11 protein-coding genes are annotated in these 14031 nt (G+C 70.2%); 10 read left to right on the top strand and 1 reads right to left on the bottom strand.

All coding sequences use genetic code 11. The features are described 5' to 3' along the window. The first annotated feature begins 78 nt into the window (after positions 1-78). The 10 genes from DA1_RS09785 (at position 79) to DA1_RS09740 (ending at position 11713) form a co-directional block, all read left to right on the top strand. A complete protein-coding gene (locus DA1_RS09785) occupies positions 79-2175 on the top strand; it encodes a hydantoinase/oxoprolinase family protein (protein WP_016450909.1) in 2097 nt (698 codons plus the stop codon). Further along, entirely contained in the window at positions 2172-3962 is a 1791-nt protein-coding gene (locus DA1_RS09780; RefSeq protein ID WP_034397053.1) for a hydantoinase B/oxoprolinase family protein, read from the top strand. Before DA1_RS09785 ends, DA1_RS09780 begins: the two co-directional genes overlap by 4 nt. 8 nt (positions 3963-3970) lie before the next feature. Then, on the top strand, positions 3971-4336 hold the full coding sequence (locus tag DA1_RS09775; protein WP_034398970.1) for a hypothetical protein: 366 nt from the start codon (positions 3971-3973) through the stop codon (positions 4334-4336). Further along, positions 4333-5418 (top strand): CobW family GTP-binding protein, encoded by a 1086-nt coding sequence (locus DA1_RS09770; RefSeq protein ID WP_034397052.1) that lies wholly within the window; start codon positions 4333-4335, stop codon positions 5416-5418. The genes DA1_RS09775 and DA1_RS09770 overlap by 4 nt, the downstream gene beginning before the upstream one ends. A 46-nt stretch (positions 5419-5464) precedes the next feature. Then, a complete protein-coding gene (locus tag DA1_RS09765; protein WP_012207426.1) occupies positions 5465-6463 on the top strand; it encodes a tripartite tricarboxylate transporter substrate binding protein in 999 nt (332 codons plus the stop codon). 73 nt (positions 6464-6536) lie between these two features. After that, entirely contained in the window at positions 6537-7655 is a 1119-nt protein-coding gene (locus DA1_RS09760; RefSeq protein WP_034397051.1) for a porin, read from the top strand. 130 nt (positions 7656-7785) lie between these two features. Beyond that, positions 7786-8766 carry a quinone oxidoreductase family protein gene (locus DA1_RS09755; protein WP_034397050.1) on the top strand — a complete coding sequence of 327 codons (981 nt, stop codon included), beginning with the start codon at positions 7786-7788 and terminating at the stop codon, positions 8764-8766. Then, complete coding sequence (locus DA1_RS09750; protein ID WP_034397049.1) at positions 8763-9770, top strand: LysR family transcriptional regulator; 1008 nt, start codon at positions 8763-8765, stop codon at positions 9768-9770. Before DA1_RS09755 ends, DA1_RS09750 begins: the two co-directional genes overlap by 4 nt. Then, positions 9767-10657: a DMT family transporter gene (locus tag DA1_RS09745; RefSeq protein WP_034397048.1), complete on the top strand. Its 891-nt coding sequence runs from the start codon at positions 9767-9769 to the stop codon at positions 10655-10657. Before DA1_RS09750 ends, DA1_RS09745 begins: the two co-directional genes overlap by 4 nt. An 84-nt stretch (positions 10658-10741) precedes the next feature. Next, entirely contained in the window at positions 10742-11713 is a 972-nt protein-coding gene (locus DA1_RS09740; protein ID WP_034397047.1) for a LysR family transcriptional regulator, read from the top strand. 48 nt (positions 11714-11761) lie between these two features. On the opposite strand, the gene DA1_RS09735 is transcribed toward DA1_RS09740, so the two are convergent. Continuing rightward, positions 11762-14029 (bottom strand): xanthine dehydrogenase family protein molybdopterin-binding subunit, encoded by a 2268-nt coding sequence (locus DA1_RS09735; protein ID WP_034397046.1) that lies wholly within the window; start codon positions 14027-14029, stop codon positions 11762-11764. Between the last annotated feature and the right edge of the window lie 2 nt (positions 14030-14031).

Genomic DNA, 14031 nt, shown 5'->3' with positions numbered 1-14031 from the left:
CCCTCGCTTTGGGGCACGCCGGTTTCAAGGACTGTGGGCGGCGCATGGCGCTGTGAATAACTGTCTCTGGAGAATTTCATGGATAACCAACAAGCGATTTCGCAGCGGCCCCGGCTGCGCATTGCCGTCGATATCGGCGGCACCTTCACCGACATGGCGGCGTTTGACGAGGCCAGCGGCCGGCTGCTGTTCGGCAAGGCCCTGTCCACGCATGGCGAGCTGGTCAACGGCATCCAGGCCACGATAGACAGCGCGGGCATCGACTGGCGCGACGGCCATCTGTTCCTGCATGGCTCCACCATTGCCATCAACACGCTGCTGGAGCGCAATGGCGCCCACACCGCGCTGCTGATCACCGAGGGCTTTCGCGACATCTACGAGATCGGCCGCGTGAACCGGCCCGATGCCTACAACCTGTTCTTCAACAAGCACCAGCCGCTGGTGCGGCGCTCGCTGCGCCATGAGGTGTCCGAGCGCCTGCGCGCCGACGGCAGCCTGCACAAGCCGCTGGACGAGGCGGCCGTGCGCGAGCTGGCCCGCGAACTGGCAGGGCAGGGCGTGGAGGCCGTGGCCGTGCTGCTGCTGCACTCCTACCGCAATCCGGCGCACGAGCAGCGCGTCAAGCAGATCCTGCAGGAAGAGATGCCGGGCGCCTTTGTCTGCGCCTCGCATGAGCTGTCGCAGGAGTACCGCGAGTTCGAGCGCGTGTCCACCGCCGTGGCCAATGCCTACGTGGGGCCGCGCGTGTCGCAGTACCTGGGCCAGTTGGAGAACCACCTGGGCGGCAAGGGCTTCGAGGGCGACTTCTACATCGTGCAGTCCACGGGCGGATTGTTCCCGGTCGAGCATGCCAAGGTGGGCTGCGTGCGCATGCTCGAATCGGGTCCGGCGGCCGGCGTGATCGGCGCCCAGGCCATCTGTGCGCAGCTGGGCATGGGCGATGCCATCGCCTTCGACATGGGCGGCACCACGGCCAAGGCCGGCGTGATCAGCGAGGGCCGGCCGCTGACCACGGGCTCGGCGCTGATCGGCGGCTACGAGCAGGCCCTGCCGATACAGATCCCGATGATGGACATCCACGAAGTGGGCACGGGCGGCGGCTCCATCGCCCGCGTGGAGACGGGCAACGCGCTGCGCGTGGGCCCGCAGAGCGCCGGCTCCATCCCCGGCCCCGTGGCCTATGGCCGTGGCGGGCTGGAGCCCACGGTGACCGACGCCAACCTGGTGCTGGGCCGGCTGGACGCGGAGCATTTCCTGGGCGGCGAGCTGCAGCTGGACATGGATGCCTGCCAGCGCCAGATGGCCGAGCGCGTGGCGACCCCGCTGGGTCTGGAGCCCACCGAGGCGGCCGACGGCATCCTGCGCATCGCCGTGACGCAGATGTCGCATGCCGTCAAGGCCGTGACCACCGAGCGCGGCCTGGATGCGGGCAGCTTCACCATGGTCGTCTACGGCGGCGCGGGTCCGCTGCACGCCTCGGCCATTGCGCGTGAGATCGGCATCCGCAAGGTGCTGATCCCCTATGCGCCCGGCTATTTCTCGGCCTACGGAATGCTGTTCTCCGACCTGCGCTACGACTACGTGCGCTCGGTGTTCCGCAAGCTGGGCGAGGTGTCCTTCGAGGAGATCGAGGCCGCCTACCAGAGCATGGAGGACGAGGGCCGCGCCGCGCTGGCGCAGTCCGGCATCGCGCCGGACGGCATCGTGATCGAGCGCGCCGCCGACATGCGCTACGTGGGCCAGGAGCATGCGGTGACCGTGGACCTGCCCATGGCCTTCTTCGAGGGACGGGACCGCTCGGCCATCAAGCGCCAGTTCGACGAGCTGCACAAGGTGCGCTACGGCACCTCGGCCCCGCAGGAGCCGGCCGACCTCGTGAGCCTGCGCGTCACGGTGCTGGGCACGATGAAGAAACCGCCCAGGCACAGCGTGGAACGCGGCAGCGCCGAGCCCAGCCGTGCCTCCGTGCGCACGGTCAAGCCCGTCTATTTCCGCTCCAGCGGCTGGGTGGACACGCCGGTGCATCTGCGCGAGCGCCTGCTGGCGGGCAACGAGATCGCGGGGCCCGCGCTGATCGAGGAACACGCATCCACCACCGTCGTGCAGCCCGGCGACCGGCTGCGCGTGGACGAACTGGGCAATCTGCAAATCGACATCGGGAGCGACCGCACATGAACCACCCCACTGACTCCAGGCCCGTCGATCCGGTCACCGTCGAGATCATCCGCAACGGCCTGTACGCCGTCACGGAGGAGATGAAGACCAACCTGACGCGCACGGCCTACAACCTCATCATCTACGAGGCGCTGGACTTCACGGTCGGCCTGTTCACGAGCGAGGGCGACACGGTGTCCATCGGCCTGGGCCTGCCCATGTTCATCCGCGGCATGTCGGAGACGGTCAAGGCCAAGATCCGCCATTTCGGCTACGAGAACATCCTGCCCGGCGACATCCTGGTCACCAACGATGCCTACACCACCGGCAGCCACCTGAACCACTTCACGTTCACCATGCCGGTGTTCCATGAGGGCCGGCTCGAAGGCTTCACCTGTTGCATGGCCCACTGGCTGGACGTGGGCGGCACGCTGGGCAACGTCACCACGGACATCTTCAGCGAAGGGATACAGATCCCCATCATGAAGTACCAGCGCGAGGGCGAGGTCAACCAGGACCTGATCGACATCATCGCGATGAACGTGCGCCTGGCCGAGCGGGCCCTGGGCGATCTGCGCGCGCAGATCACGGCCATCACCACGGGCGAGCGCCGCTATGTGGAACTGCTGCAGCGCTATGGCGTGGATGCGGTCAACGGCGCCATCGCGCAGATCATGGATTCCAGCGAGGCCGTGGCGCGCAAGAACACGCTGTCGATTCCCGATGGCGTGTACGAGGCCGAGTCCTTCATGGACGACGACGGGCTGGACATCGGCAAGCGCATTCCCATCCGCGTCAAGGTCACGGTGCAGGGCGACGAGATGACGGTGGACCTGTCGGATGTCTCCAAGCAGGTGCGCGGCTTCTACAACTCCGGCTTCACCACGGGCATCGCCTGCGCGCAGGTGGCCTACAAATGCCTCACCACGCCGACCGACTACCCGGTCAACGACGGGAGCTTTCGGCCGCTCAAGGTGATCATGCCCATGGGCACGGTGATCAGCGCCGAGAGGCCGTATCCCATGCGCGTGTGGATGACCTTCCCCATGACGGTGATCGACACCATCTTCAAGGCCCTGGCGCCGGCGATTCCCGACCGCTCCATCGCGGGCCACCATGCGGACCTGGTGTTTCCCAACATCCATGGCATCTCGCCCGAGGACGGGCGGCTGTTCATCGTCGGCATCGGCCCGCTGGGCGGCGGCTGGGGCGCCAAGAGCCGTGAGGACGGCGTGTCCGTCACCGTCTGCATCAATGACGGCGACACCCACAACAGCCCCACCGAGCAGCTCGAGGCCAAGTACCCGGTGCTGGTGGAGAAGTACGAGATCCGCCAGGACTCGGCCGGCGCGGGCCAGTACCGGGGCGGCCTGGGCGCGGAGATGGTGGTGCAGGCGCTGTCGCCCTTCACCGTCACCACGCGCATCGACCGCGTGCACTGCAAGCCATGGGGCCTGGAGGGCGGCGGCGATGCCATGGGCAACGGCCTGGCCGTGCGCCACAAGGGCGAGTGGAAGACCGACCATGCCAACGCCAAGATCTTCAACGTGCGTCTGGAGCGCGGCGATGCCTACCGCATGCTGTCGGGCGGCGGCGGGGGCTTTGGCGACCCGCTGGCGCGCGAACTGGACAAGGTGGCCGAGGACGTGCGCGAAGGCTATGTGAGCGCCCAGGTGGCCCGCGAGGTCTACCGCGTGGCGCTGGATGGCCAGGGACAGGTGGACCACGAGGGCACGCAGGCGCTGCGCAGCGGCAGGTCTCCGTCGGCCGCAACGGCAACCTCAGCCGTGGCCTGGGACGGGCAGTGAGCACGGCCATGGCCTCCGACCACGCCCTGCAGGCCGGCCGGCTCTGGGACCTGTGGTGCGCCCTGGCGCTGCGCCATGTCGCCCTGGGCGGTGCCTGCGCCTGCGGGGCGGGCGGCATCAGCCTGCGGCTGGAGGACTTCGAGCTGGACATCGTGGACTACCTGCAGGACGGGGGCGAGCGCTGCGAGCAGCCCGAGGTGGCGGCTTGGTTCCGTGCCCGGCCCGCAGCCGGGCAGGGTGCGCAGCCGCTGCGCGGCCTGCTCGATGCGCTGGGCTCGGACGAGGTGCCGCAGGCCGTGGCGCAGTGGGCGCTGGCGCGGCTGGAGCGCACGCTGCGCTCGTTCGCCGAGGTGCATGGCGGGGTGGCGTCATGAGCGGGCATTTCTCCAGCCTGCTGGCCCTGCCCGAAGCGGCGGACCAGCGCATTCCGGTCACCGTGCTCACGGGATTTCTGGGCAGCGGCAAGACCACGCTGCTCAACCGGCTGCTGGCGCTGCCGGACCTGCACGGGACGGCCGTCATCGTCAACGAGTTCGGTGCGGTCGGCATCGACCAGGACCTGACCAGCCTGGCCTGCGAGGACACGGTGCTGCTGGCCAATGGCTGCCTGTGCTGCAGCGTGCGCGGCGATCTGGTGGAGGCGCTGGAGCGCCTGGCCCTGCGCGAACAGGGCGCGCCGCGCCGCGTGCTGATCGAAACCAGCGGCCTGGCGGACCCGGGGCCGATACTGCGCTCCTTCCTGGGCGAGCCCGCCGTGCGGGCGCGCTATGCGCTGGCCGGCGTGGCCTGCACGGTCGATGCCGTGCTGGGCAGCGCCACGCTGGCAGGCTATCCCGAAGCCGTGCGGCAACTGGCTGTGGCTGACCTGGTGCTGCTGACCAAGACAGATTTGCTGGGCGGCGCACAGCCCGCTGCGCAACTGCTGGCACAGGTGCAGGCCATCAACGGCGAGGCGCCGCAAGGCATGGACCCCGGCCACCATGTGGCGCTGCTGCAGCGGCTGATGTCGGAAGGCGCGACGGGGCAGGAGGACGCCGCTGCGGGCATGCTCCAGACGCCCGGCTACCGGGCCATGGCTCCGGTGACAGCTCCGGTGACAGCGCCGGCAGGCGCGCACCGCGACGGCATCTCGTCCTTTGTGCTGCAGCGCGACGAGCCCCTGCCCGCGCAGGCGTTCGGAGAATGGATGGACTGGGTCACGGCCATGCGCGGCGATGACCTGCTGCGCGTCAAAGGCATCGTGCACCTGCAGGAGCACCCGGACCAGCCCCTGGTCATCCATGGCGTGCAGCACCTGTTCGCCCCGCCGCAGACGCTGCCCCGTTGGCCGGGTGCCGACCGGCGCACGCGCATCGTCTTCATCACGCGGGGGCTGGATGCCCAGGCCCTCGACGACACGCTGAGCGTGTTGGTGCGCAGGCACAGGCGGCGCGCGCCGAATCAGGACCCGGGCTGAGCCACGCAACGGCCGGCCCATTTTCAAAAGAAACAGGAGACAAAGCATGAAAACTCTGACACGGCTGAAGGGGCCGGTGCTGGGCGCCTTACTGGGTGCGCTGGCTGCCTTGCCCATCGCCAGCATGGCCTCGTCCAGTGCGCCCGCCGCCTTCCCTGAGCCGGGCAAGATGGTCAAGGTCATCGTCCCGTTCGTGGCGGGCGGCGGCGTGGACAGCGCCGCGCGCCTGTTCGCCGAGCAGTTGCGCAAGCAGCTGGGCACGACGGTCATCGTCGAGAACCGCGTGGGCGGCAGCGGCGTGGTGGGGGGCCGTGCGGTGCTGGCGGCTGCCCCGGATGGCTACACCCTGCTGTTCTCGGCCGCCACGCATGTGCTGGCCAAGCAGGTGCTGGCCCATCCGCCCTATGACCCGCAGACCGACTTTGTCCCCGTGGCGCGCGTGGGCGAGGCGCCGCTGATGCTGGTGATCTCGCCGCAGCTGCCCCACAGCAAGCTGGGCGAGGTGCTGGCCGCAGGCGCCAAGAGCACGTGGACGGCGGCCATTCCCGCCGTGGGCGCACCCAGCCACCTGGCCACGCTGCTGCTGGCCCAGCAGGGCCGCATGCGCCTCGAGTACGTGCCCTACAAGGGCACGCAGCCCGCGCTGGTGGATGTGGGCGGCGGCCATGTGGACCTGCTGCTCGACTCCATGGTCTCCGTGCTGCCCCTGGCCAAGGCCGGCAAGGTGCGGCCGATTGCCATCACCTCCGGCAAGCGCAGCCCGCTGGCGCCCGAGGTGCCCACCATGCAGGAAAGCGGCCTGCCGCGGTTCGCCTACACCTCCTGGTACGGACTGTGGGCGCCCAAGGACACGCCGGCCGACCGGGTGCAGCGGCTGAACCAGGCCTCCAACGCGGCGGTGGCCGAGCTGGCCAGGTCCGGCGCCTTCGCGAGCCTGGGCATCGACACGGTTTCGGAGAGCACCGAGCAGTTCAAGCGCTTCATCGCCGCTGATGTGGCGCAGAGCGCCGCGCTGCTCAAGGGCGCGGGCTTCAAGCCCGAGTAGCCGGGCAGACCCCGGCACACGCCCGAGAAAAACAAAGAGCAAAGAGCAAAGCAAAAAACCACAAGGAGACAACATGCAGGTTTTCATACGCCAGGCCCTGGCCGCCTCGCTGGGGCTGGCCGCCGCGCATGCGGGCGCGCAGTCCTCGGTATCGATCTCGGGCACCGTCGATGTGAGCGTCAGGCAGGTGCGCAACCAGGGCCTGGGAACGGTCACCTCGCAGGCCAGCGGCGCCAACTCCACCAGCAAGCTGGTATTGCGGGGGCAGGAGGACCTGGGCGATGGCCTGAGCGCGGGCTTCTACCTGGACGGCAGCCTGCTGGCCGACACCGGCGCCATGGGCACCAGCGGCCCGTTCTGGGACCGGCGCTCCACGGTCAGCCTGGCCTCGCGGCAATGGGGCGAGCTGCGGCTGGGGCGGGACTGGGTGCCCACGCACCTGGTGTGGAGCGGCTTCGATCCGTTTGCCACGCTGGGCATCGGCAGCGCCAATGGCTTTCGCTCGTTCACGGCTTCCCGCGCGCTGGGCCAGGCCTTCGGCACGGCGCCGGAGTCGCAGGCTGCCAATCCCACGCTGCGCGTGAGCAATGCGGTGGAGTATTTCCTGCCGGCCGGCCTGGGCGGGCTGCAGGGCGTGTCCGGCAGCCTGATCGCCACCTTGGGCGAGAAGGGCGCCACGGCGGCAGGCCAGACGCGCGGCAACGGCTTTCGGCTGGGGTGGGCGGGCGCGGGCTGGAACGTGGCGGGCGCGCAGTTCACCACGCGCAACACCCTGAGCGGCATCCATTTCAAGGACCAGAGCTACGGTGTCTCCTACGACTTCGGCTGGCTCAAGGCCAGCCTGGCCCAGCGCCGCTGGGTCCATGGCGTGGACCGCACGGTCAACACCCTGGTGGGCATGAGCGTTCCCGTGGGCAGCGGCGTGGTCAAGCTCAGCTACGTCAAGGCCGACCAGAAGGGCGCGACGGCGGCGCAAAGCGCCAGCGATGCCGACCTGTGGGCGCTGGGCTATGTGCACTCGCTGTCGCGGCGCACGGCGCTGTACGCGCATGCGGCCCGCATGTCCAACCGCAATGGGGCGGCCTTCGCCATTGCCGGGGGTGCGGCAGTCAGTGGCAATCCGGCCGCGGCCAATTACTTTGGCGGGCGCGCCTCCACGGCCTTCGAGCTGGGCATCCGGCACGACTTCTGACGGGGGCGTGGGCAGCCTGCGCGCTGGCTCGTGGTCATTGCTGCACCCCATGCAGCAGTGAACTGCACGCCGGCCTATTGCTGCCGTCAATCGCTTCTTCTACGCTGCACTCATTTCACGGAGCAGCGAGATGAATCCATTGATCAAGGTCCGCATGGACGCCGCAGGCACCCCCGACGCCATGCGCCTGGAGCCGGTCGAGGTGCAGGCGCCCGGCCCCGGCCAGGTCTGGCTGGAGCAGACCGCCATCGGCGTGAATCCGCTGGACGTGAGCCAGCGAAAGGGCGCTGTCGCCATCGCCTTTCCCTCGGGCCTAGGGCTGGAGGGCGCGGGGCGGGTGGCCGCCGTGGGCGAGGGCGTGACGAATGTGGCCGTGGGCGAGCGCGTGGGCTACGCCACGGGGCCGCTGGGCGCCTATGCCAGCGCCCGCCTGTATCCGGCCGAGCGCCTGGTGAAGCTACCCGATGCGCTGCCTGACGACGCGGCGGCGGCCGTGCTGTTCAAGGGCATCACGGCGCAGTACCTGCTCAAGACCACCCATGCCGTGGGCCCCGGCAGCCGAATCGTGATCTATGGCGCCGCCGGTGCGCTGGGCCAGTTGATGTGCGCCTGGGCCAGGCACCTGGGCGCCCTGGTGATCGGCGTGGTGTCCAAGGCGGCCAGCGTGGAGCGCGCGCGGGCGGCCGGCTGCGACGAGGTCTTCGTGTTCGATGCGGCCACGCTGCCGGGCCAGGTGCTGCAGGCCACCGGGGGCCTGAAGGCCGATGTGGTCTACGACCCCATCGGCCGCACGACGCTGGGCGCCTCGCTGGACTGCCTGCGCCCGCGCGGCCTGCTGGTGTCCTTCGGCACGACCTCCGGCCTGCCCGATCCCATTTCGGTGGCCACGCTCAATGCCAAGGGCTCGCTGTTCCTCACGCGCCCCTCGCTGGCCGCGCACACGGCCACGGCGGCCGAGTACCAGGAGCGCGCACGGGACGTGCTGGCCGCCGTGGCGGCCGGCATCATCGTGCCCGGCGTCTGGCGCCGGTATGCGCTGGCGGAGGTGGCGCAGGCGCATGGCGATCTGGAGCAGGGACGCTCCCAAGGTGCGATCATCCTGACCCCATGAACCTTCTGGACAGCCAGCACGCCGATGAACTGGCGGCCCTGGTGGCGCTGCATGAACAAGGCTCCTTCGCTGCGGCGGGGCGGGCCTTGCTGCGCCATCCGTCCGTGCTGTCCAAACGCCTGAACGCGCTGGAGACCCGGCTGGGCGTGCGGCTGGTGGAGCGCAGCACACGCCATCTGCACCTGACCGACGAGGGCCTGCGCCTGGTGGACAAGGTGCGCCAGGCGGCCGGCCTGATCGCCGATGCCCAGAAGGAGGCGGCCCAGGGCGCCTCGCAGGCGCGGGGCCGGCTGCGGCTGTCGCTGCCGGCCGCCATGGGACGGCGCTGGCTCAGCCCGCTGCTGGCCGAGTTTGCGCTGGCCCATCCGCAGATCGTGCTGGAGGTGGAGTATGCGGACCGCTTCGTGGACATCGTGGGCGAGCGCTTCGACGCGGCGGTGCGCATAGGCCGGCTGGCGGACAGCCGGCTGGTGGCGCTGCGGCTGGGCGGGCACCAGCGCATCCTGGGCGCCGCGCCCGCCTATCTGCAGGCCCACGGCACGCCGGTGCACCCCGAGGACCTGGCAGCGCACCGCTGCCTGGGCTTCACGGGGCTGCAGTCGTTTCCGCAATGGGAGCTTGTGCACGGTGGCGCATCGGGCGATGTGCCGCAAGGCCAGGCCCGGCACACCGTGCTGGTGCGCGGCCCCATGGTCAGCAATGACAGCGAGGCCCTGCTCACGGCCGCCGTCATGGGCGTGGGCATTCTGGCCGGCGGCGACTGGCTGATGAGCGAGCACATGGCCGCAGGCCGGCTGGTGCGGGTGCTGCCGCAATGGCGCCTGGATGGCGCTTCGGGCATCTACTTCGTTCTGCCCTCGGCGGCGTTCAGCAGCGCGGCCATGACGGCGCTGCGCGACTGCCTGGTGCGGTGGTTTGCCACGCGCAGCCCCTGGCGCACGGGGCATGACACACTGGCGCCGCCCCAACCCCTGCCGCCGCCCTTTTCCGCATCCGCTCCATGACCCAAAAAACCTCGCCGCCCGCCATGGCGGCCGCCTTGCTTCCCTGGCTGTTCGTGCTGCTGTGGAGCACGGGCTTCATCGGCGCCAAGTTCGGCCTGCCCTATGTGGAGCCGCTGACCTTTCTGACGCTGCGCTATGCCATCGTCCTGGTGCTGATGGCGGCGGTGGCCCTGGTGCTGCGCGCGCCCTGGCCACGGTCGGTACGGCAGTGGCTGCACATTGGCGTGTCAGGGCTGTTCGTGCATGGCGTGTACCTGGCCGGCGTGTTCACGGCCATCGCCCACGGCCTGCCTTCGGGCGTGACGGCCCTGGTGGTGGGGCTGCAGCCGCTGATCACGGCCCTGGTGGCCGGCACCTTGCTGGGCGAGTCCGTGCGGCCCCGGCAGTGGGCCGGGCTGGCGCTGGGCTTCACGGGCGTGGCCCTGGTGGTGGCGGGCAAGATCGCCTCGGTGCCGGTCCATGCCCTGCTGGCCATGCTGGTGCCGGCCGTGGTGGCGCTGGCCGGCATCACGGCCGGCACGCTGTACCAGAAGCGGTTCTGCCCCTCGTTTGATCTGCGCACGGGCTCGGTCATCCAGTACCTGCCCTGCCTGGTGGCGACGGGGGCGCTGGCCCTGGCCACCGAAACCATGCAGGTGCGCTGGAGCGGCGAGTTCCTGTTTGCGCTGGGCTGGCTGGTGCTGGTGCTGTCCGTGGGCGCGGTCAGCCTGCTCAACCTGCTGATACGCCGCGGCGGCGCCGTGCACGTGGCCAGCCTGTTCTACCTGACGCCACCGGCCACGGCCCTGATCGCCTGGGCCATGTTCGGCGAGACGCTGGGCGGCCTGGCGCTGGCGGGCATGGCCTTGACGGCAGCCGGCGTGTGGCTGGCGCGCCAGGGGCGCTAGCTTGCCCCGCAAGCCGCGGGCAGGGCATGCGCAAAGGCGGGATACTGCGGCACTGTCAGCCCACGAATACCGGATTTCCGCACCATGCCCATCAATGAACTGCGCGCCATCGCCACCTTTGCCAAGGCGGTCGAGCTGGGCAGCCTGCGCCAGGCGGCGCTGTCCCAGGGCGTGAGCCCCCAGGCCGCCAGCCAGGCGGTGGCCCATCTGGAGCAGCACCTGGGCGTGCGCCTGCTGCACCGGACCACGCGCAGCCTGGCCCTGACCGAGGAGGGCCAGCGTTTCCTGCAGGACACCCAGCCGGCGCTGGCCGCGCTGGACCGCGCACTGAACCTGGCACGCGACAGCCGCGAGGGCATTGCGGGGCCGTTGCGCATCGTGGGCCCCAAGTCCTGCTTTGCGCCCGTGCTGATGCCGCTGCTCGATGAGTTCTGCCGCCTGCACCCGGGCATCGTCCCCGATGTGCGGCTGGACGACGGCATAGGCAACTGGGTGCTGGACCGGGTCGATGCGGGGTTTCGCATCGGCGCCTCGCCCGATGAAAGCGTGATCGGGCGGCGGCTGTTTCCCGTGCAGCTCATCGTCTGCGCGGCGCCGCAGTACCTGCAGCGCCATGGCGTGCCCCGGTCGCTGGACGAGCTGGCCGTGCACCGCTGCAGCATGTTCCGCCATGCGGCCACGGACACGGTGATGCCCTGGTACCTGCCGGTCGATGGCGAGCTCACGCACCGCTACCTGCAGCCGGCCCTGTCCACCAACGATGCCGAGCTGGAGCTGCATGCCGTGCTGGCCGGCCAGGTGCTGGGCCAGCTGTCCAACATCTGCGCGGCCGCGCACATCCGCGCGGGGCGCCTGGTGCCCGTGCTGCTGGCGCATGTCAGCGAGCACATCGGCCTGCATGTCTACTACGGCAGCCGCGACGCGCTGCCCCGGCGCGTGCGTGCCTTCATCGACCTGGCCGTGCAGCGGCTGCAGGACTGCCCGGACTATCTGCTGACCATGGAAGAACTGGAAAGGGCGGCGGCCGCAGGTGCCGCCGCCCTTTCCGGCGGCTGATCGGGATCAGGTCCGGTCGTTCAGGCCAGCTCGATCACTCCAGCGCGATCACGCCAGATCGAACGGCAGCTTGCGCACGGGCTTGCCCGTGAGCTGCGCCACGGCGTTGGCGAAGGCCGGGGCCAGCGGCGGCAGGCCGGGCTCGCCCATGCCCGTGGGCGGCTCGGCGCTGGGCACGACGTGGACGGCGATCTCGGGCATGTCGGTGATGCGCGGCACGGCGAAGTCGCCGAAGTTGCTCTGCTCCACCACACCGTCCTTGAGCGTGATCGCCGCGCCGGGCAGGCACATGGACAGGCCCATCAGCGCCGCGCCCTGCACCTGCGCCTCGATGGTGCGCGGGTTCACGGCCAGGTTGCAGTGCACGCCGGCCGTGGCCTTGTGCAGCACGGGGCGGCCGTCCTTGACCGAGGCCTCCACCACATAGGCCACCACCGTGTCGAAGGACTCGTGCACGGCCACGCCCCAGGCGCGGCCCGCGCGCAGCTGGCGCTTGCCGTAGCCGCTCTTGTCCACGGCCAGCTGCAGGGCCAGGCGATGGCGCGGGTGCTTGTCGCCGAACATCTGCATGCGGTAGGCCACGGGGTCCTGGCGGCTGCTGCGCGCGATCTCGTCGATCAGCGTTTCCATGACGAAGGCCGTGTGGGTCGATCCCACGCTGCGCCACCACAGTACGGGCACGTTGAGCTTGGGGTGGTGCACGGTCAGGCGCATGGGCAGCGGATAGGGCTCGCGCATGCCCTCCACGGCCGTGGCGTCGATGCCGTTCTTGATCATGCCGCCCTCGAACATGGTGCCCGCCGTGATGGACTGGCCCACGATGGCGTGGTCCCAGGCCAGCACCTTGCCGCGTTCGTCGAAGCCGATCTTCGCGCGGTGCAGGTGCATGGGGCGGTAGTAGCCGCCCTTGATGTCGTCCTCGCGGCTCCAGACCATGCGCACGGGGGCGTTCAGGCCGGCGCGGCGCGCGGCCAGCGCCACCTGGCAGGCCTCGACCACATAGTCGCTGGTACCCACGCCCCGGCGGCCAAAGCCGCCGCCGGCCATCTGCACGTGCACGCGCACCTGCTCGGGCTTGAGGCCCAGCACGCGCGCGGCGGCCATGCCGTCCACGCCCGCGAACTGCGTGCCCAGGTAGAGGTCGGCTCCCGCCTCGCCGGTCTCGCCCATCTGCACCGTGCAGTTGAGCGGCTCCATGGGCGCATGGGCCAGGTAGGGGAAGCTGAACTCGGCCTCGATATGGCGCGGCGCCTTGTCCAGCGCCGAGATATCGGCGTCGAAGTGGCGCGCGCCGGGCTGCGCGGCCAGTTCGCGGTACTGGGCCAGCTGGCGTTCGCTGTCCACCTTCTCCACGGCGTCGGTGTTCCATTGCGCCTTGAGCGCCTCGCGGCCCTTGCGCGCTGGCCAGTAGCCGGTGGCGATCACGGCCACGCCTTCGCCGCCACCGTCCACGGGCACGCGCAGCACGGCCTTGACGCCGGGCACGGCACGCGCCGCAGCGTCGTCCAGCGAGGCCAGCTGCGCCTTGAACACGGGCGGATGTGCAATCACCGCCGTCAGCTGGCCCGGCAGGTGCATGTCGATGCCGAAGCTCTGCTGGCCGCTGCTCTTGGCCCGGGCGTCGATGCGGCCCGTGGGCTTGCCGATCAGCCGGAAGTCCTTGGGATTCTTCAGCACGACGGTGGCCGGCACGGGCTGGGCCATGGCGGCCTGGGCCAGCTCGCCATACGACAGCTTCTTGCCATTGGGGCCGAGCACGAAGCCCTCGCGCGTGCGCAGCGTGGCGGCGTCCACCTTCCACTGCGCGGCGGCGGCGGCCACCAGCATGGCGCGCGCACGGGCGCCCAGCTCGCGGTACTGGGTGTAGCTGTGCTTGAGGGCGGTGGAGCCGCCCGTCATCTGGATGCCGTAGCGCGGATCGGCATAGGCCGCATCGTTGCCGCCCAGGCGGGCGCGGACCTTGCTCCAGTCTGCGTCCAGCTCCTCGGCCAGCACCAGGGGCAGGGCGGTGTGCACGCCCTGGCCGAATTCCAGGCGGTTGATGGCCACGGTGACTTCGCCGCTGGGCGAGATCTCCACGAAGGAGGCGGGCTGCTCGGTGGGCTTGAGGCCGGCGGCCTCGCCCTTGCCCGGCGCCTGCGCCATGGCGGGAAACACGCCCAGGGCCAGCGAACCGGCACCGGCGATCTTGAGGAAGCTGCGGCGGGGGATCTGTGCAAGGGTGGGCGCGTCGGCGATGGCAGCAGCGGCCTCGTCACGGTCCAGGATGTGCTGCAGGGCGCGCGGCAGTTCGGCGGGGTTGAAGGTGGTCAGCATGC

The sequence above is a fragment of the Delftia acidovorans NBRC 14950 genome (assembly GCF_001598795.1).
Lineage (GTDB): Bacteria > Pseudomonadota > Gammaproteobacteria > Burkholderiales > Burkholderiaceae_C > Comamonas > Comamonas acidovorans.
Note: the sequence above shows the minus strand (reverse complement) of the source record. Positions and strands in the feature narration are given on the sequence as shown.